Annotated in this window: 18 protein-coding genes and 1 tRNA gene; 8 read left to right on the top strand and 11 right to left on the bottom strand. The window is 72.5% G+C overall.

From position 1 onward, the window contains the following. The first annotated feature begins 201 nt into the window (after positions 1-201). Entirely contained in the window at positions 202-1,245 is a 1,044-nt protein-coding gene (gene moaA / locus MNY60_RS12500; RefSeq protein WP_255821247.1) for a GTP 3',8-cyclase MoaA, read from the top strand. 134 nt (positions 1,246-1,379) lie between these two features. Here the strand turns inward: moaA and MNY60_RS12505 are convergent, their stop codons facing one another. The 3 genes from MNY60_RS12505 to MNY60_RS12515 form a co-directional block, all read right to left on the bottom strand. After that, a complete protein-coding gene (locus tag MNY60_RS12505) occupies positions 1,380-1,802 on the bottom strand; it encodes a cobalamin B12-binding domain-containing protein (protein ID WP_242338131.1) in 423 nt (140 codons plus the stop codon). A gap of 140 nt (positions 1,803-1,942) precedes the next feature. Beyond that, positions 1,943-3,709, bottom strand: a complete 1,767-nt coding sequence (locus MNY60_RS12510; RefSeq protein ID WP_242355010.1) for a methylmalonyl-CoA mutase — start codon at positions 3,707-3,709, stop codon at positions 1,943-1,945. Between the two features lie 152 nt (positions 3,710-3,861). Beyond that, complete coding sequence (locus MNY60_RS12515) at positions 3,862-4,728, bottom strand: hypothetical protein (RefSeq protein ID WP_242338135.1); 867 nt, start codon at positions 4,726-4,728, stop codon at positions 3,862-3,864. 120 nt (positions 4,729-4,848) lie between these two features. Between MNY60_RS12515 and MNY60_RS12520 the strand changes: the two genes are divergently transcribed. Next, a tRNA-Met gene (locus MNY60_RS12520) sits at positions 4,849-4,922 on the top strand. 151 nt (positions 4,923-5,073) lie between these two features. Here MNY60_RS12520 and MNY60_RS12525 read toward each other — a convergent pair. Beyond that, positions 5,074-6,033 carry a hypothetical protein gene (locus MNY60_RS12525; protein WP_242338137.1) on the bottom strand — a complete coding sequence of 320 codons (960 nt, stop codon included), beginning with the start codon at positions 6,031-6,033 and terminating at the stop codon, positions 5,074-5,076. A 160-nt stretch (positions 6,034-6,193) separates the two neighbouring features. Between MNY60_RS12525 and MNY60_RS12530 the strand changes: the two genes are divergently transcribed. The 3 genes from MNY60_RS12530 to MNY60_RS12540 all read left to right on the top strand — a co-directional run bounded on the left by MNY60_RS12530 (position 6,194) and on the right by MNY60_RS12540 (position 6,938). After that, the gene (locus tag MNY60_RS12530) at positions 6,194-6,409 is read left to right on the top strand and encodes a hypothetical protein (protein ID WP_242338139.1); all 216 of its coding nucleotides are present in this window, start codon (positions 6,194-6,196) and stop codon (positions 6,407-6,409) included. A gap of 191 nt (positions 6,410-6,600) precedes the next feature. Next, positions 6,601-6,777, top strand: coding sequence for a hypothetical protein (locus MNY60_RS12535; RefSeq protein ID WP_242355008.1), 177 nt, complete (start codon positions 6,601-6,603; stop codon positions 6,775-6,777). Next, positions 6,777-6,938, top strand: coding sequence for a hypothetical protein (locus tag MNY60_RS12540; RefSeq protein ID WP_242338143.1), 162 nt, complete (start codon positions 6,777-6,779; stop codon positions 6,936-6,938). Before MNY60_RS12535 ends, MNY60_RS12540 begins: the two co-directional genes overlap by 1 nt. Here MNY60_RS12540 and MNY60_RS12545 read toward each other — a convergent pair. From MNY60_RS12545 to MNY60_RS12560, 4 genes are all read right to left on the bottom strand, one after another. Beyond that, positions 6,935-8,002, bottom strand: a complete 1,068-nt coding sequence (locus MNY60_RS12545) for a lysylphosphatidylglycerol synthase transmembrane domain-containing protein (protein WP_242338145.1) — start codon at positions 8,000-8,002, stop codon at positions 6,935-6,937. The two genes, MNY60_RS12540 and MNY60_RS12545, sit on opposite strands and share 4 nt — an antisense overlap. Before the next feature lie 145 nt (positions 8,003-8,147). Further along, positions 8,148-9,089 carry a D-glycerate dehydrogenase gene (locus tag MNY60_RS12550; protein WP_242338146.1) on the bottom strand — a complete coding sequence of 314 codons (942 nt, stop codon included), beginning with the start codon at positions 9,087-9,089 and terminating at the stop codon, positions 8,148-8,150. Continuing rightward, complete coding sequence (locus MNY60_RS12555) at positions 9,086-9,286, bottom strand: DNA gyrase inhibitor YacG (RefSeq protein WP_374109403.1); 201 nt, start codon at positions 9,284-9,286, stop codon at positions 9,086-9,088. The genes MNY60_RS12550 and MNY60_RS12555 overlap by 4 nt, the downstream gene beginning before the upstream one ends. A gap of 96 nt (positions 9,287-9,382) precedes the next feature. Further along, on the bottom strand, positions 9,383-9,898 hold the full coding sequence (locus MNY60_RS12560) for a TlpA disulfide reductase family protein (protein WP_242338148.1): 516 nt from the start codon (positions 9,896-9,898) through the stop codon (positions 9,383-9,385). Between the two features lie 56 nt (positions 9,899-9,954). Between MNY60_RS12560 and MNY60_RS12565 the strand changes: the two genes are divergently transcribed. Then, a complete protein-coding gene (locus MNY60_RS12565) occupies positions 9,955-12,537 on the top strand; it encodes a TonB-dependent receptor domain-containing protein (RefSeq protein WP_242338150.1) in 2,583 nt (860 codons plus the stop codon). Positions 12,538-12,542: 5 nt separating this feature from the next. Beyond that, on the top strand, positions 12,543-13,523 hold the full coding sequence (locus MNY60_RS12570; protein WP_242338153.1) for a hypothetical protein: 981 nt from the start codon (positions 12,543-12,545) through the stop codon (positions 13,521-13,523). A 104-nt stretch (positions 13,524-13,627) separates the two neighbouring features. Here the strand turns inward: MNY60_RS12570 and MNY60_RS23830 are convergent, their stop codons facing one another. The 3 genes from MNY60_RS23830 to MNY60_RS12585 are packed head-to-tail and all read right to left on the bottom strand — an operon-like array spanning position 13,628 to position 16,878. Then, positions 13,628-15,358, bottom strand: coding sequence for an MlaD family protein (locus tag MNY60_RS23830; RefSeq protein WP_277956983.1), 1,731 nt, complete (start codon positions 15,356-15,358; stop codon positions 13,628-13,630). Continuing rightward, positions 15,355-16,122 carry an ABC transporter ATP-binding protein gene (locus MNY60_RS12580; protein WP_242338154.1) on the bottom strand — a complete coding sequence of 256 codons (768 nt, stop codon included), beginning with the start codon at positions 16,120-16,122 and terminating at the stop codon, positions 15,355-15,357. The genes MNY60_RS23830 and MNY60_RS12580 overlap by 4 nt, the downstream gene beginning before the upstream one ends. A gap of 3 nt (positions 16,123-16,125) precedes the next feature. Further along, positions 16,126-16,878: an ABC transporter permease gene (locus MNY60_RS12585; RefSeq protein WP_242338156.1), complete on the bottom strand. Its 753-nt coding sequence runs from the start codon at positions 16,876-16,878 to the stop codon at positions 16,126-16,128. 91 nt (positions 16,879-16,969) lie between these two features. Between MNY60_RS12585 and MNY60_RS12590 the strand changes: the two genes are divergently transcribed. After that, complete coding sequence (locus MNY60_RS12590; protein WP_242338158.1) at positions 16,970-17,380, top strand: hypothetical protein; 411 nt, start codon at positions 16,970-16,972, stop codon at positions 17,378-17,380. The last annotated feature ends 7 nt before the right edge of the window (positions 17,381-17,387 follow it).

The raw sequence follows: 17,387 nt of genomic DNA on the forward strand, positions 1-17,387 counted from the left end.
TCCCCCGCCCCGCCGACGGCTGGCCGCCGTCGTCGGGGCCCCACCCCTGCTCGGCGGGGCCCGTGAACGGTCGCGCCCGCTTCGCGGGTTCGCGACCGTTCCCCGCCGGAGGGGCTTCGCCCCTCCCGCGCTTCGCGCGGGGCCCTCCCACGGATCACCGGAACTGCGCCCTGCCCCGCCGCTGGCCGCCGTCACCACCGGATGATCTGGACCGCGCTTATCGGGTATAAGGGGCGCGTGTCCGAGCCCGTCAACGCGTTGCCGGTGAGCGGGCCCCTCGTCGACGGACAGGGGCGCAAGATCCAGTACCTGCGGCTGTCCCTCACCGACCGCTGCAACTTCCGCTGCTCCTACTGCGCGCCGATGGGGCCGGACCGGCAGGAGGACCCCCTCTCGCGGCCCGAGCTCGCGCGCGTGGTCGGGGTGTTCGCGAAGCTCGGCATCCGGCGCGTGCGGCTCACCGGCGGCGAGCCGACGCTCCGCCGCGAGCTCCTCGACATCGTGCGCGACGTGAAGGCGACGCCCGGCATCGAGGAGATCGCCCTCACGACCAACGGCCACGCCCTCGCGACGCACGCGACCCTGCTGCGCGACGCGGGCGTGTCCCGCCTCAACGTCTCGCTCGACACGCTCGATCCGGCGAAGCTCCAGCGAATCTCCGGCCGCGCCGCGACGCTCGAGCGGATCGTCTCCGGCATCGAGGCCGCGTTCCGCGCCGGGTTCGACTCGGTGAAGCTGAACGTGGTCGTGGTCCGCGACGAGAACGAGGACGAGCTCGGGAACCTCGCGCGCTTCGCCTGGCGCTTCGGCGCGACCGCCCGCTTCATCGAGCTCATGCCGTTCGGGCCGGGGAAGCCCGTGCCGACCTCGGAGGTGAAGCGCCTCCTCGAGGCGCAGGGCATCCGCCTCGAGCCGGACGCGACGCGCGGCTGGGGGCCCGCCTACCACATGCGCGGCACCTCGGACGTCGGCGGCGCGCCGGTGCACGGCCTCGTGGGCTTCATCGGCGCCATGACCGAGAACTTCTGCGACGGCTGCAACCGCGTGCGGGTCGGCGCGGACGGCTCCCTGCGCGCCTGCCTGGGCGGCCGGGACCGCGTGCCCCTGCGCGAGCTCGTCCGCTCCGGCGCCTCCGACGAGGAGATCGCCCGGGCGGTGCGGACGGCGCTCCTTGCGAAGGGCGAGCGCCACGAGATGCCGAAGGGCGGCGCGGGGCTCCTGCCGATGATCGGCTCGGGCGGTTAGCCGAAAGCCGCGAGGCGCACGAGCCCGTCGCCGAGCCGGGCGCAAGAGGAGCGGAGCAGCGCAGGCGTACTGCTTCCGGTACGCCGAGCAGCGAAGCGACGAGTCCGCCCGGCGCAGGCAGGGATCGTGCGCCGCTAGGCGGCCGCGACGCGCGGGCGGATGTTCGCCCGGATCCAGTCGATGATGCCCTGCGTCGGCGAGCCGGGCAGGAACACCTCGGCGACGCCCTTCTCCTTCAGCTTGGGCACGTCGTCCTGCGGGATGATCCCGCCTCCGAAGACCACGACGTCCTTCGCGTCCTTCTCCCCGAGGAGCTCGACCACCGCGGGGAAGAGCGTCATGTGCGCGCCGGACATGATGGAGAGGCCGATCGCGTCCGCGTCCTCCTGGATGGCGGCGGCGACGATCATCTCCGGCGTCTGATGCAGGCCGGTGTAGATGACCTCGAAGCCGGCGTCGCGCAGCGCGCGGGCGATGATCTTGGCGCCGCGGTCGTGACCGTCCAGGCCGGGCTTCGCGACGACGATGCGGAGGGGACGCTCTTTCGCGGGGCTCATGCCTTCGTCTCCGTTGAAATGACGACAGTTCCAGCGCTCCGCTGGTGTACCGCAACTCCGCGGCGTTTCGCCACCCGAGCGACCCGCCGGGATGAAGACCGCTCGACTCGACGGCGCGACCCAGCCGGCCCGGCCGGCGGCTAGAAGCGCCCGTCCTCCCGGTAAACGCCGTGGACCTCGCGGAAGACGTCCGAGATCTCGCCGAGCGTCGCGTAGGCCTTCACCGCGTCGATGACGGACGGCACGACGTTCGTGCCGTCCCTGGCCGCGCGCTCGATGGCGGAGAGCGCGGCGGCGGCCCGGGCCGCGTCGCGCGAGGCCCTCACCTCGCGGAGCCGCTCCACCTGCCGGCGCGCCACGGTCTCGTCGATCTTGAGGATCCGGATCGGCTCCTCCGCCTCGGTCCTGAACGCGTTCACGCCGACGACGATCCGCTCGCCCGCCTCGACGTCGCGCTGGTAACGGTAGGCGCTCTCGGCGATCTCGCGCTGCGGGTAGCCCTCCTCCACCGCGCGCAGCATCCCGCCCATCTCGTCGATGCGCCGGATGTGCTCGAGGGCGCGCCGCTCCATCTCGTCGGTGAGCCACTCGACGTAGTGGCTCCCGGCGAGCGGATCCACCACGCGGTCCACGCCCGACTCGTGCGCGATGATCTGCTGCGTGCGGAGCGCGATGGTGACCGCCTCCTCGGTGGGGAGCGCGTAGGTCTCGTCGAGGGAGTTCGTGTGGAGCGACTGCGTGCCGCCCAGCACCGCCGCGAAGGCCTGGAGGGCGGTGCGGACGACGTTGTTGTAGGGCTGCTGCGCGGTGAGCGAGACCCCGGCCGTCTGGGCGTGGGTGCGGAGCAGCAGCGACTCCTTCTTCCTGGCCCCGAACCGCTCCTTCAGCGTGCGCGCCCAGATCCGGCGCGCGGCCCGGAACTTCGCGACCTCCTCGAAGAAGTCGTTGTGCACGTCCCAGAAGAAGCTGAGCCGCGGCGCGAACGCGTCCACCTCGAGCCCGCGATCGACGCACTCCTGCACGTACTCGATGCCGTCCGCGAGCGTGAAGGCGAGCTCCTGGACCGCGGTCGCCCCTGCCTCGCGGATGTGGTAGCCGGAGATCGACACCGGGTTCCAGCGCGGCATCTCCTTGGCGCAGAACTCGATGACGTCGCAGTTCACCTTCACCGCGGGAGCGGGCGGGATCATCCACTCCTTCTGCGCGATGTACTCCTTCAGCATGTCGTTCTGGAGCGTGCCGCCGAGCTTCGCACGCGGGACGCCCTGCTTCTCGGCGACGGCGACGTACATCGCGAGCGCGATGACCGCGGTCGCGTTGATGGTCATCGAGGTGGTGACCTCGTCGAGCGGGATGCCGTCGAAGAGGAGCTCGAGGTCGCGCAGCGTCGAGACGGCCACGCCCTCCTTGCCGACCTCGCCCCGGCTCATCGGGTGGTCGGCGTCGTAGCCCATGAGCGCGGGCATGTCGAAGGCGGTCGAGAGCCCCGTCACGCCGTGCTGGAGCAGGTACTTGAAGCGCCCGTTCGTGTCCTCGGGGCTCCCGAAGCCGGCGAACTGGCGCATCGTCCAGAGCCGCCCGCGGTACATCGTCGGCTGCGTGCCGCGCGTGAACGGATAGCGGCCCGGGTAGCCGACGTCGCGCAGGTAGTCCGTCTCGCGCACGCTCGCCGGATCGAGCACGTCGGGGATCGGGATCCCCGAGTCGGTCTCGAAGCGCGCCTTGCGGTGGACGAGCTTCCCGAGGGCCTCGGCGAGCTCGCCCTCCGTCCACGACTCGCGCTCGGCGAGGATCCGCTGGAGCTCCTCCCGCGCGAACGTGGGGTGCTCGGCGCGCTCGGGCGCGGCGGGCGTGTCCTTCCGGGTCGTGGCGGCCTTCCGGCCGAGCTCCTTCGCCGCCTTCGCCATGTCCCCTCCGTGCGCGGTGCCCCGGACTTCTATCCCCTGCCCGGAAGCGACGCAGGGGATCCGGCGGGGCGGCCCGGCGCGAGGGGGCGCGGTGCCCCGCCGAGGCCCGGGGACGGGAGCCGCAGCAGGCAACCGGCTGCTGGCGGGGCGCGTCAGTACTGACCGTAGATGTAGACCGCCGGCATCACGCCGAACGCGCCGAGATCGCGCTCCTTGAAGAACACGTCGGCCTTCCCCGCCGTGTAGAGGAGGTTCAGCTCTGCGCCGACGAAGACGTGCTTGTAGCCGAGCGCGCCGCCGAAGACGCCGCCCGTCGTGTGCACGAAGCCGGTCGAGTCCGTCCCGAGCAGCCGCTCCTGCGCGGCGCCGCCGTCGTAGACGATCGGGAGATCGGGGATGACCTGGACCTTCCAGCGCGTGAGCGTGTAGCGCGCCCCGACGTAGGTGTGGGCGATCTCGCGCCACTGGCGACCGGCGACGAACGCGAGCTGGAAGTCCGTGAGCCCCGCGTCGCCGTGCAGGACGTTCTCGATGACGTCGCCGAAGGTGCCGAGGTCGCGCGTTCCCCAGCCGGCGAGCAGCGTCCCGGCCCAGCCGTCGGTCCCAGGGTCGCGCGGGCCGAACGCCTGCCAGCCGAGGTCGAGGCCCTTCGAGTCCGGGCCCCAGTGAATCCCGCCGTCGAAGCCGGGCGCGAAGCCGTAGCGCGCGGACACCTCCGTGTGCGACGAGAGCGGGGCCACGAGCGCGAACCGGAACGCGGCGTCCACGACCGGCTCCACGTCGGCGGCGTTCCAGCACGAGCCGCTGCCGTCCGGGCAAGCCGTCGCCTTGGAGCGCAGGTTCTCGGCGAGGTCCCGCCCGTCCCGGACGATCGCGGCGGCCTGGGTGTTCACCTGGTAGCCCGAGCCGAAGCCGGCGCGGAACGCGCCCTTCGGCGCGACGCGCCCGGTGTTCGCGACGAAGCTCGGGGCGGCGCAGGCACTGGCGGCGAGGAGCGTCAGGATGGCGAGAGGGCGCATGCCCCGGATGGTAACAGGTGGCGCGGCCTCGCCGCCGTTCCGCAGCCTCTCCCCGCCCGCCGTACACGCTTGACCGCTCGCGCGCGAGGCCCTATAAACCCGCGTTCTCGAAAGCCTCTCGGTGAGGTAGCTCAGTCGGCTAGAGCGAGGGTCTCATAATCCCTAGGTCGAGAGTTCGATTCTCTCCCTCACCACTCCTCCAAGGCCGCCTTCCGAGGCGGCCTCTGTTTTTCCCGGGGTGAGTCGGGGACAGACCCCAACGTGGAAGCCGGGACCGGCGGCCTGCGCGTCGTGCCACGGGCTCGGTCGATCAGCCGCGATTTGAATGAGCGTCGACGCGCGTCCTCAGCAAGTCCCCGAATCGCCGACACTCGACGCGTGCTCATCGTCGCCGCCGGTCCGCGGCGTGACTGGCGGGCGGCGAGCCTTCACGAAGGCCGGTGCGTGTCGAGAGCCCCGACCGAGCGCGATCACTCCGAGTGCGAGCAGCATCCAAACGGCCGGCGTGCCGCCGGCGCTGGAGCAGCCGCTTGTGGAGCGGACGGGATCCGTCGCAGTGCCGGGCGTGGCGCCGCCCGTGTCTCCACCGGTGGATACGTTTTCTGCGCACAGCGGCGCTGAATCGAGCAGCGGCCGCGCGGCGCCCACTACCGGCGGAGGATCTTCGATGCCCCCGTTGCAGGCGAGCTCGAAGTCCACGATGGGTGAGACGATCTTCGCTCCGCCAGCAATCTGCGCGGAGAGCACGGCGGAATGGCGTCCGGTCGTCAGGCCGCGGTCCGCACTCGTCAACCCGCCGCAGCTCGCATGCACGAGGAGAATTCGACGGCGCTCCACGGGGGTGTAGCTCGAGCCGGGCTCGAGGAGCCCATCGGCTCCTACGGCTCCTGCCTCCTCGATTGCCCATCGCATCCCGTCCACCGACAGCTCCCAGGCGGTGACGCGCAGCCACGGCGACAGGGTTCCGGGCTCGAGTCGAAACGCGGCCCACGCGGCCGTGATTTCCTGCGCACACTGCCCGGGATCCCCTGCCTTCACGTTCCCGTGTCCGGTGTTGGCGAGCGAGAAGCCGTCGATTCGCTCGGGAACCGCCGCAGCGGCTGTCGCCGTGAACGAGGACTCCCGGCACGGCCCCGGTCCGGACGAGCACATCGAGCTGAGCCGCACGGTGTAGCGTTCGCCCGCAATCCACGGTGAGTGCGGTCGCACCACCAGGGAGTAGCCGTCGAGCGAGGTCTCGTGATCTGCCGGCACCGGCGACCCATCGGCGCGGTGGACCGTCACGCCGCCACCGATGGCACGCATGGTGAGCGCAGGGGCGTTCGCCGGGATCGTCTCGCCTTCCGCGGGAGCCAGCCGACCCCAGCACCCGGGGTCGCTCGATGAGCATGCGGTTGCGTTCCGCGGGGCGAGAAGGGAGGTGACCAGCGCGGTGCCGGTAAGCAGAGCACGTGCGCGACGGTGAGTGCGCGTCATGCTCGGCAGCTTTGCTCAAAGTGGATGCGATATCAATGAGCAGCGCGCCTACCGTCGAACACCTCGCGCGCTGCTCGAGACCGACACGCAGGGTGAGCAGCGCACCCACGGTGAACGGCACGCGGTGGTCGGCAGGGGCGGTGACGGCGAAGCGCGCGATCCAGGGCGCGCCGCCGAGGAAGCCGACGGGCGAGGCTGCGCGTGAGCGCGCGCCGGGGGTCGCAGCAGGCGCCGGCGCCGCCCGCGCGCGGTGACCTCGGTCCGGACAGACAACGTCAGACGGGTGTGATAACCACCTCCGTCGTCCGACCCACGCCTGGGCTGCGAGCCTGGATTCTTGCTCGCGGCCTTCCCCGTGGTACACGGATACGGCTGGGCGATATCGGAGGATTTCGGATGGGGAAGGTGCAGTCGTCCCAGGCTTCGATCTCGACGCGGACGCAGGAGTTCACCCCGCGCGAGCTTCCGCTCAAGGTCCCCGAGAACCCACCCCGTCAGGCGCCACGACCTCCGCGGCGCCCGGCCGACCGCATCAAGGAAGCCCTGCTCCGCTGGCTCGAGGAGGAGATGTGATGCTGGAGCTCTTTCCCTTCGACGACGAGTCGCCCTCCCTCATCGACGAGCTCGTGGAGGAGATCGACGCCGCAGTGGACGCGTCGTTCCTCGGCGAGCTGTCCGAGGTGCTCGAGCGGGTGAAGGTCGCGCGCGAGCAGGTCGCCGCCGCGATCGCCTAGTCCCGCGAGGCCGCTCCGGGCTCGCCGCGGTACTCCGCCTCCTCGGCCTCGAGGCCCGTCTCGATCGCGCCCGGCGCGGCGAAGAGTCGCCCGAGCTGGATGTGGCGCGAGAAGAGGAAGAAGAGCCCGAGCGCGACCTGCTGCGCGAGCTGCACCGCCCAGATCACGTTCGCGAACGCGACGCCGCGCGTGGCCACCGCCTCGCGTGACGCGAAGAGCGAGAGCCCGAGGACGATCGCGCCCTGGAACGTGCCGATCATCCCGGGGCCGGCGGGAATCATGACGCCGACGACGAGGACGCCGAGGATCGTGCAGGCCTCGACGGCGCCGAGCTGGAACCCGAACCCGCGGGCGAGGAGCGCCATCCCCCAGGCGTTCAGGCCCCAGTAGCCGGCGGTCAGCAGGAGGAAGAGCGCGAGCTTGCGCCGGCTCGGCACGAGCCGCAGCCCGTGGATGAACGCGTCGAGCATCCCGGACGCGCGCGCCGCGAGGCGGGGCGAGAACGGCCGGAGGAGCGCCTCGGAGAAGCGCACCGCGAGCACGCGGTTCCGGTAGGCGCCGACGAGGAACGCGAGCAGCGCGAGGAACGCGAGCGACACGACCACGCCGGCCGTCCTGAGGAGCCGCACGCCGGGCGTGCCGTCCGGCACGGCGAGGAGCGACACGACGAGCAGGAGGCCGGTGAACACCCCGTCCACCACGCGCTCGACCACGACCGAGGAGAGCGCGGACGAGACGCGGAGGCGCGGGCGCTCGGCGACGAGGTATGGGCGGGCGAACTCGCCGAGCCGGAACGGCAGCACCACGAGCGCCATGAACCCGACCGCCGACACGGCGTTGAGCTTCGAGAAGGGCAGCTTCGCGACCGGCTCGAGCAGGAGCCCCCAGCGCACCGTCCGGGCGAGGTGGATGCCGACGAGGATGAGCACGTACGGCGCGAGGTAACGGTAGTCCGCGACGCGGATCTCCTGCGCGATCGCGGCCACGTCCTTGCCGCGCAGCGTGAGCCAGAGCGCCGCCCCGGAGATCGCGATCCCCACGAGCGCCTGCACGATGCGTCTCACGCGAGCTCCTCCCAGGCGCGGCTGCGCCGCGAGCGCGACGCGTGCTGCCCTCCGGTCACTCCGGCGGCGCCGCGGGTGGGCGGTGATACCACGCGGGCGGCACCCCGGCCAGGGGCCGAAGTCTCGCTCCTCCCGGCCGCGACCATCAGGGCACCGGGTACAGCGGCGGATCGCCGCGCGCGACGCGGGCCACGTCCTCGAGGACCCGCCGTGCCATCGCCGCGCGCGTCTCGCGCGTTCCGGAGCCGAGGTGGGGGGTGAGCACGACGTTCGGCAGGCGCAGGTACGCCTCGGGCACGCGCGGCTCGTCCGGGAAGACGTCGATCCCCGCCGCCCCCACCCGGCCGGCGGCGAGCGCCTCGGCGAGCGCAGCGTCGTCGAGCACGCCGCCACGCGCGGTGTTCACGACGATGGCGCCGGGCTTGAGGCGCGCGATGCGCTCGCGCGAGAGGAGCTCGCGGGAGTCCGGCGTGAGCGGCACGTGGAGGGAGACGAAGTCGCTCTCCGCGAGCAGCCGGTCGAGCGAGACGCGCTCCGCCCACGGGACGCCGGCCTCGCGGGGGCTCGCGTAGAGCACGCGCAGCTCGAACCCGCGCGCGCGGCGAGCGAACGCCTGGCCGATGCGGCCGAAGCCGATGACGCCGACCGTCTTGCCGGTCACCTCGGTCCCGAGCATCCAGCTCGGGTCGGCCTCGGTCCAGCCGCCGGACCGGACGATCCGGTCCGCCTCGACGACGCGGCGCGCGGCCGCGAGGAGCAGCGCCATGGCCTGGTCGGCGGTGGCGTCGGTCACGACCCCGGGCGTGTTCGTGACGAGCACGCCGCGCCGGCGGCAGGCCTCGAGGTCGAGGTGGTTGACGCCCACGCCGTAGGAGGCGACGTGCCGGAGCGCCGGGAGCGCGTCCAGGAGGGCGGCGTCCACGCGGTCGAGGTAGGTCGGCACGAGCACCACCGCGTCGCGTGCCTCCTCGACGAGCCGCTCGCGGGGCGGCGGGCGAGGCGCGCCGCCGCGGATGTCGAAGAGCTCGCGCAGCGGCGCGAGCTCCCCGCCCGGCAGGGCGCGGACGAGGTAGAGCACCGGCTTCACGCGTCGTCCCCCTCGGGCTCCTGCGGCGACTCCGGCGCCTCGACGCCGTCGCCGGGACGCGGCCCGGGGATGCGGTAGTCCTCGCCGAGCCACTTGCCGAGATCCAGCAGCCGGCAGCGGGCCGAGCAGAACGGGAACGCGCGGTTCTCGGTGCGAGGTAGGACGGGCTTTCCACAGATCGGGCAGGCGCGCGGCACGCCCGAGATCTACCGCGAGCGCCGGGCGCCGTGCATCTCGATCCGTGCCCGCCCGGCCGCCCGCCCTCGCGGCGTCGGTCGCCCGGGCCAGCGCACTCAAGAGCCCGGACAGCTCGCCGGCAGGAGCGGACGGATCGCCTCCTCGAGCTCGGCGCCCGCCATCCCGCCCTCGAAGACGTGCCGCACCTTCCCCTCCGCGTCGAGGACGTAGGTGCGCGGGTAGCCCCGCACGCTCCACGGCTCGAGCGCCTGGGCGCGCTCGTCCACCAGGATCGGATACGGGATCTGGGGCGCGGCGCGCAGGACGTCCTCGCGCGCGGACTCCTCCGCGACGCCCAGGATCTCGAAGCAGCGGCCGCGGTGCGCGCGCCAGACCTCTGCGAACTGGGGGATCTCCTCCCGGCAGGGTCCGCACCAGGTGGCCCAGAAGTTCACCGCGACCACCTTCCCGCGCAGCGCGGCGACGTCGACCGGACGCCCCTGCAGGTCGGGCAGGACCAGCGGCGGCGCGAGCTCGCCGGAGCCGCGGGACGACCCCGCTCCGCGCAGCAGGAGCTGCGTGACGACGACGGCGGTGACCGCGACGATGAGGAGCTTCAGCCAGTTCCGCATGGGCCTGGAAAGTATAGGCGCCCCTCGGCGCCAGACCGTAAGATCCACGCGCCTCGATGAGGATTCACGCGCTACTCCTCGGAGCGGTCCTCGCGGCCTTCCCGTCCGCGGCCCGGACGGCGCCGGCCCCCGAGGAGGCCCCCGAGGCGGGCGTGCTCACGCGCGCGCCCGAGCTCATCGCGTTCGTCCCCGCCGAGTACCCGCCCGACGCCGAGGCCGCCGGGATCGAGGGCTCGGTGGAGCTCTCGATCGTCATCGACGTGCACGGCGAGGTGCACCAGGCGGTGGTGGTCGACCCCGGGCCGCACCCGGGCTTCGCCCCCGCGGCGCTGCACGCCGTGCAGCAGTTCCGCTTCCGGCCCGCCGAGATCGACGGCAAGCCCGCGCCGGTCGAGATCGCCTACCGCTACGACTTCGTCCTCCGGCGCGCGACGCCGCCCCCGCCGGCCGAGTCGCCCGTGGTGCTCGCCGGCCGCGTCATCGAGCGCGGGACCCGCACCCCTGTCGCGGGCGCCTCGATCGACGTGGGGGGCGTCGCGACCGAGACGGACGCGGACGGCCGCTTCTCGGTGCGCGGCGTCGCGCCCGGCCCGGCCCCGGTGCGCATCGTCTCGCCGGAGCACGAGACCTTCACCGTCACGGAGACGATCGAGGCCGGGAAGCGCCTGGAGGTGGAGTACCGGCTCTCGCGCCGGAGCTACGATCCCTACGAGGCGGTGGTGCGCGGCGAGCGGCCGCGGCGCGAGGTGAGCGTCCACACGCTCGAGGTCGAGGAGATCCGGACCATCGCCGGGACGCAGGGCGACACGCTCAAGGTCCTCCAGAACCTGCCGGGCGTGGCGCGCAGCCCGTTCGGGATCGGGCTGCTCGTGGTGCGCGGCTCGGAGCCCACCGAGACGAACGTCTACCTCGACGGCATCCCGGTCCCCCTGCTCTTCCACTTCGGCGGCATCACCTCGGTCGTCTCCTCCGACGTGATCGAGTCCCTCGAGTTCCTCCCCGGCAACTTCGCGACGCGCTACGGCCGCGCGCTGGGCGGCACCGTCGACCTGCGCACGCGCGAGGGGCGCGACGCCTTCCACGGCTCGGCGCAGCTCGACGTGTTCGACGGTCGCGTGGAGCTCGAGGGGCCGGTCGCGGGCGGGACCGGGTTCCTCGCCGTCCGGCGCAGCTGGGTGGACGCCGTCCTCGCCGTCGTCCTGCCGCGCGTGGCCCCGGACACCGCGAGCGAGCTCCGCGTCGCGCCGCGGTACTGGGACTATCAGGCGAAGTACTCGCACCCGCTCCTGGGCGGCACCCTGTCGCTCCTCGGCTACGGCTCGGACGACAAGCTCGAGTTCGTCGACCGCGGCGAGTCGTCCGGCCGGCCCACCTTCTACCTCTCCACGGTCTTCCACCGGGTCGGCGCGCGCTGGCGGCGGGCGATCGGGCCGGCGCGCAACGATCTCGTCGTCGCGCTGGGGCGCGACAGCTTCGACGTGCTGCAGTCCTCGAACTTCGGCGTCCTCTCCGAGCTCCGCTCGCTCACCCTGCGCGACGCCCTCACCTGGCGCGTCTCGGAGCGGCTCACCCTGGAGGCCGGCGTCGACGCCATCCTCCGGTCGTTCGACTACTCCATCTACGCGCCGCCCATGAACGCCCCCGGCTCGATCGACCAGCAGGGCCAGGAGCGGCCCGAGGCGACCGTCGGCGAGAGCACGCGCGGCTCCTGGCTCGCGCCGGCCGGCTACGTCGAGGCGGACCTCCGCGCCACGGCGCGGCTGCGGCTCGTCGCGGGGGTGCGGCTCGACGGCGACTCGCGGCTGCGCGGGCGCAAGACGTGGCTCGATCCGCGCCTCTCGGCGTTCTACGACCTCCGCGAGGGCACGACGCTCACCGCGGCGGCCGGGCTGTTCGGCTCCGCGCCCCAGGTGCAGGATCTGACCGAGACCTTCGGCAACCCGAACCTCGGCGCGCAGCACGGGCTCCACCTCTCGCTGGGCGCCCGCCAGGCGCTGCCGTGGTCGGCGCGCCTCGAGCTCACCGGCTTCTACAAGCGGCTCCGGGATCTCGTCGTGCCTACGCGGGCCACCGACGCCGCCGGCAACCTCGAGCAGCTCTCGAACGGCGGCCGAGGCCGGGCGCTCGGGATCGAGGTGCTGCTCCGCCGCGAGCTCGCGCGGGGCCTGTTCGGCTGGCTCTCGTACACGTGGTCGCGCTCGGATCGCCGCGACGACCCGACCATGCCGTCGTACCCGGAGTGGCACCCCTTCCCGCTCGACCAGCGCCACATCCTCGCGCTCGTGCTCTCCTACCGGCTGCGCGGCGACTGGATCCTCGGCACGCGCGTGCGCGGCGTGAGCGGCAATCCCTACACGCCGTTCGAGGGCAGCGTGTACGACGCCGACTCGGGGCGCTACCAGTGCATCCCCGGCCCGAGCCGGTACTCCCGACGCCTGCCGGGGTTCTTCCAGGCGGACGCTCGACTCGACAAGCGCTTCGTGTTCCGCTCCTGGATGATGTCCGTGTACGTCGACGTGCAGAACGTCACGAACCGCGAGAACGCCGAGTTCCGCTTCCCGAGCTACGACTGCTCGGAGACGGTGGCGATCCCCTCCGTCCCCGTCCTGCCTGCCCTCGGGCTGCGCGCCGAATGGTGACCCCGATGCCCTTCTCAAGGCTCGCCGCGGCCGCCGCGCTCGCCCTCTCCGCCTGCAACACCGGCTTCCCGCCGCAGTACCTCGTCGCCGACCTGCGCATCCTCGCGGTCCGCTCGCAGGTGGCGGGGAGCCTCGCGGCCGACGCCCGGCTGGGCGACACCGTGCGGCTCACCGCGCTCGTCGCGAACCCGCTCGGCCGCGCGCCGCTGCGCATCCGCTGGGCGACCTGCATCCCCGACGGCACGGAGGCGCTCCCGCCCTGCCTCGACCCGGAGGCGCTGCGCGACGTGGATCGGCTCCTCGCCGCGCCGGGAGTGATCGCGCTCGGCGAGGGCAGCGCGATCGAGGTGCAGGTGCCGGAGGTCGCCGGCGCGTTCGACCGGCTCATCGCGCGCGCCGAGGCGGAGCCCGCGCTCGCCTGCCGGCTCTACCTCGAGCTCCCGGTGCTGGTCGTCGCGGACGCGGGCGCGGAGCGCGAGGTGGCGGTGAAGCGCGTCCGGCTCACGCCCGGGAGCGAGATCGCGGGGACCGACCTCGCCGGCGCCTACGTCACGAACTCGAACCCGGTGCCGCTGACGGTCCGCCGGGTACCGACCGAGGACGTGCCGTGCGGCGAGGGCGTGCCGGTCCTGGTGCCGTGCCAGGACGCCTCCGCGTGCGGCGGGGCGGCGTGCGGGGGGGACGGCCTCTGCGCCGCGTCCTTCCCGGAGGGGCGGGGCGTGCTCTGCGCCCGGGCGGACCCGGGCGCGGCGGACCCGCCTTACTATCAGTGCGCGCCCGACGGGACGCGCATGGGGTTCTTCGAGTCGCTCGACTGGCAGTGGTACGTGACCGCGGGCCGGTTCCCGGAGTTCACGGGGGTGGGGAACGCCACGGGCGACGCGGTGGAGTTCGAGGCGCCCGCGGGGCCGTTCACGATGTGGGTCGTCCTGCGCGACGGCCGCGGCGGCGAGGCGTGGCTCGAGCGCCAGGTGCCGGGCCGCTGAGGGGAAGCGGCGCCTAAACGGCCGCCATGATTCGCGAACAGGCGAGCGACGCGAGCCCGCCGGGGCGACGCCGCGGAAGCGGCGAAGCCGCTCGCGGCGGTCGTTTAGGGCGCCGCGCTCGCCGCGCTGCCGAGCCCGGCGCCGAGGAGCGTCTTGATGTCGTCGTCCGTGAAGTAGAGCCCGCCGCCGAAGAAGACGTCGGTGCCGACGTTGAAGCTCCGGCCGCCGGGGTACTTGCCGGTCTCCCACTGGTTCAGGAAGTCGTCGACGCCGCTCGTGACGTAGAAGTGCTGGAAGAAGTGGTAGTTCGCCCAGATCTTGGCGCGCGGGTACACGGAGCGGCCGGGTCGGGAGAACTGGTACATGTTCACCGACAGCTGCAGCGCGTCCTGGAGGAGGTGCAGGTCCGAGCCGACGCCGCCGGAGCCCTCGATGATGCCGGCGCGGAAGGTGACGGGCCCGTAGCGCTTCGCGAGCTCCAGCGACACCGAGAGCTTCTCCTCGTTCAGCGTGCGCGTGACGAGCGTCGTGCTCTCGACGTTCGAGCCCGGCGGCCGGGTGGTGATCGTCTCGGTCGTCACGGTGTTCACGCCGCGTGGGTCGGAGACCAGCTCGATGAGGTAGTACTTGTCGGGCCGCGGCATGAGCCGCGCGCCGAAGTAGATCTTGGAGCCCGGGCGCCCCTCGGAGACGGTCTGGTTGAGCAGCCACTCCGAGCGGAGCTGGAGCTGCACCTGCAGCTTCACGAGCCGGTCGACGTAGTCGCTGACCCCCTCGACCGCTTCGCCCATCTTGCGGCCCAGGCGCTCGTCCACGAGGAGCTTGCCCGCCGGGCTCTTCCCCTCGTTGACCTTGTCGAGCATCGAGTCGAGCTTGCCGAGGCTCCCGTTCAGGCGGTCCACGGCCTGGCGCACGCCGCCGATCTCCGCCTGCGCGACCGCGCGCTGCTCGGGGGTGAGCAGCGTCCCGCCCGGAGCGCCCGGAGCGCCCGCCGCCCCCGGCGCTCCAGCGACCCCCGGCGTGCCCGGCGTGCCCGGCGCGCCCGGCTCACCCCGGGCTCCCGGCACGCCGCGGCCGGCGCCCTGCGGGTCGATGATGTCCTGGACGCTCGCGAGGACCGTGTTGAGGCGCGCGGTGAGATCCTCGACGTTGCGCGCGATGTTGTGGATCCGGTCCTTGTCGCGGCCGGCGATCTCGGAGATGTCGCCCGTGAAGTCGCGCGTGTTCTGGAGGATCTGCGCGAGCGTCTGACCGTTCTCGGCGACGACCTGGTCCACCTCGCGGGTGATGCGGGCGAGGTTCTCGATGATCTCGCGCAGGCTCCCCTGGTTGCCGTTGACCGTCTTCGCGAGGTCGCCGGTGATGGCCTGGACGTCGATGGCGATCTTCGCCATGGCGTCCATGAGCTCCTGGGTCGTGGCCGCCGCCCGCGCGCACGCGATCTCGCGCTTCTCCTCGGGGAGGTCCCGGAGGAGCGGCGTCGCCTCGGTGCCCGGCGTCGCCTCGAGGATGGCGTCGGGGAGCAGGGCCGAGGGGTAGGTCTTCGTGAGGCACGCGTCGGCGTGCAGCTCGATGTCGTTCTTGACCCGGATCTCGAGGCGCGCGCGGGCGCCCTCCAGCCGGATCCCGTCCACCTCGCCGATCTGGATGCCGGCGATCTGCACGCGGCTCTTCCAGGTGAGGCCGGTCGCGTCGCGGAAGTACGCGTACACGACGTAGCTGTCACGGTCGGAGAAGCCGCCCTTGCGGAAGAAGGTGAGCGCGACGAGGAACGCGACGCCGGTGACGGCGGCGAGGATGCCCACGGCGAGCGCCCTGTTGACTCCCGGCTTCAAGCGGATCGGTCCTCGGAGGCCTGCTTCTCGAACCACATCGAGAGGAACCGCTGCACGTATGGGTCCTTACTCTCCCGCACCTCTGCGGGGGTCCCCTCGGCGGCGAGATGCCCATCGTAGAGCACCGCGAGGCGGTCGGCCACCTTGAAGGCGCTCGCGATGTCATGGGAGATGACCATGCTCGTGATCCCGAGCGCCCGCTTCGCGTTGAGGATCATGCCGTCCACGTAGTCGGTGGTGATGGGGTCGAGGCCGGTGGTCGGCTCGTCGTAGAGCACCACCTGCGGGTCGGAGACGAGCGCGCGCGCGAGCGCCACGCGCTTGCGCATGCCGCCGGACAGCTCGGACGGCCAGCGCGGGAGGACCTCCTCGCCGAGATCGACGACGCGCAGCTTCTCGATCACCCGTCGGCGCACCTCGTCCGGGTGGACCCGCTCCCCGCGCCGCTTCTCCGTGAGCGGGAAGGCCACGTTCTCGTACACCGTCATCGAGTCGAAGAGCGCGGCGCCCTGGAACACCATCCCGAAGAGCTGGCGCGCCTCGGTGAGCGCCTTCCCGTGGAGGGCGGAGATCTCGCGCCCGCCGACGTGCACCGAGCCGCGGTCGGGCTTGAGCAGCCCGATGACGTGTTTCATGAGCACGGTCTTGCCGGACCCGGAGCCGCCGAGGACCACGTACGTCTGCCCCTCGGGGATGGTGAGCGTGATCCCCTTCAGGACGTGGTTGTCGCCGAACGACTTCCAGAGATCGCGGACCTCGATCACGGCTCAGGTCCCCACCGAGACGAAGGTGATCGCGTAGTCGGCGAGCAGGATGAAGATGGAGCTCGCGACGACGCCGCGGGTCGTCCCCTCCCCCACTCCCTTCGCGCCGCCGGTCGCGGCGTAGCCGCGCCAGGTGGTGATGACCGAGACGATGAGCCCGAACACCACCGCCTTGAGCAGGCCGTGGAGGATGTCGCTCACGTTCATGAACTCCTGGGTGTGGGCGAGGTACGGACCGATGGGGATCCGCGCGACGTACACGCCCATCACGAACCCGCCGGCGTAGCCGAGCGCGTTGAAGAGCATGGTGAGCACCGGGAACATGAGCAGGGACGCGATCACCCGCGGCACGACCAGGTACTGGATCGGGTTCACCGCCATCGACTCCATGGCGTCGAGCTGCTCGGTGACGCGCATGGTGCCGAGCTCGGTCGCGATGGCGCTGCCCGCGCGGCCGGTGACCATGAGCGCGGTGAACACGGGCGAGAGCTCGCGGGCGAGGGAGAAGGCGACCGAGCCCCCGACGTAGCCCTCGGCGGCGAACTGCTTCATCGCGAAGTTCATCTGCAGCGCGAACACCATCCCGGAGAAGGTGCCGGTGACGCCGACGATGAAGGCGGAGCCCACCCCGATGAACGCCATCTGGGCGAGCACGAGCTCGGGCCGGAACGGCGGCCGGAAGATCCACGCGACCATCTCGACCGCGAAGAGGAGCATCCGGCCGAAGTCCTCGAGGGCGGCCTTCAGGCGTTCCATCGGCGCGCACTATCGCATGGCGGCGAGCGCTGCGCCGCTTTCCCGGAGGCGGGTTGCGGGCCGGCGGCCCATCGCTATACTCGCGCGCCCCATGGTCAAGGTCGGCGGCGAGGTCGATGCGTTCTGCACGAAGTGCCAGCTCATGCTCGCGCACACCGTGCACGCGGTGGTGTCGGGCAGGCCGGTGAAGGTCGAGTGCAACACCTGCCACGGCGTGCACCGCTACCGCGATCCCCCCGGCCGCCCGGCCCCTCGCCCCGCGGGCGCGCGGGCGGAGCGCCCGGCGCGAGAGAAGGCGGCGGTCGTCGCCTTCGAGGACCTCCTCGCCGGCAAGGACCTCTCCACCGCGCAGCCCTACTCGCCGAAGCGCACCTACCTCGTGAACGACGTGGTGGACCACCCCACGTTCGGCCGCGGCTTCGTCTCGGCCATCCGCGACGCCGGCAAGATCGAGGTCACGTTCCGCTCGGACGTGAAGCTGCTCGTCCACGGGCGGGCATAGCCCGCGG

It is taken from the genome of Anaeromyxobacter sp. SG17 (assembly GCF_022690695.1).
In the GTDB taxonomy this organism is placed as follows: Bacteria; Myxococcota; Myxococcia; order Myxococcales; family Anaeromyxobacteraceae; genus Anaeromyxobacter; species Anaeromyxobacter soli.

What these genes read in the sequence shown, in the direction of transcription:
- moaA (WP_255821247.1), top strand. Translation starts at nt 202, where the DNA reads ATGATCTGGACCGCGCTTATCGGGTATAAGGGGCGCGTGTCCGAGCCC.
- MNY60_RS12505 (WP_242338131.1), bottom strand. Translation starts at nt 1,802, where the DNA reads ATGAGCCCCGCGAAAGAGCGTCCCCTCCGCATCGTCGTCGCGAAGCCC.
- MNY60_RS12510 (WP_242355010.1), bottom strand. Translation starts at nt 3,709, where the DNA reads ATGGCGAAGGCGGCGAAGGAGCTCGGCCGGAAGGCCGCCACGACCCGG.
- MNY60_RS12515 (WP_242338135.1), bottom strand. Translation starts at nt 4,728, where the DNA reads ATGCGCCCTCTCGCCATCCTGACGCTCCTCGCCGCCAGTGCCTGCGCC.
- MNY60_RS12525 (WP_242338137.1), bottom strand. Translation starts at nt 6,033, where the DNA reads ATGCGTGCCATCGGTGGCGGCGTGACGGTCCACCGCGCCGATGGGTCG.
- MNY60_RS12535 (WP_242355008.1), top strand. Translation starts at nt 6,601, where the DNA reads ATGGGGAAGGTGCAGTCGTCCCAGGCTTCGATCTCGACGCGGACGCAG.
- MNY60_RS12540 (WP_242338143.1), top strand. Translation starts at nt 6,777, where the DNA reads ATGCTGGAGCTCTTTCCCTTCGACGACGAGTCGCCCTCCCTCATCGAC.
- MNY60_RS12560 (WP_242338148.1), bottom strand. Translation starts at nt 9,898, where the DNA reads ATGCGGAACTGGCTGAAGCTCCTCATCGTCGCGGTCACCGCCGTCGTC.
- MNY60_RS12565 (WP_242338150.1), top strand. Translation starts at nt 9,955, where the DNA reads ATGAGGATTCACGCGCTACTCCTCGGAGCGGTCCTCGCGGCCTTCCCG.
- MNY60_RS12570 (WP_242338153.1), top strand. Translation starts at nt 12,543, where the DNA reads ATGCCCTTCTCAAGGCTCGCCGCGGCCGCCGCGCTCGCCCTCTCCGCC.
- MNY60_RS12585 (WP_242338156.1), bottom strand. Translation starts at nt 16,878, where the DNA reads ATGGAACGCCTGAAGGCCGCCCTCGAGGACTTCGGCCGGATGCTCCTC.
- MNY60_RS12590 (WP_242338158.1), top strand. Translation starts at nt 16,970, where the DNA reads ATGGTCAAGGTCGGCGGCGAGGTCGATGCGTTCTGCACGAAGTGCCAG.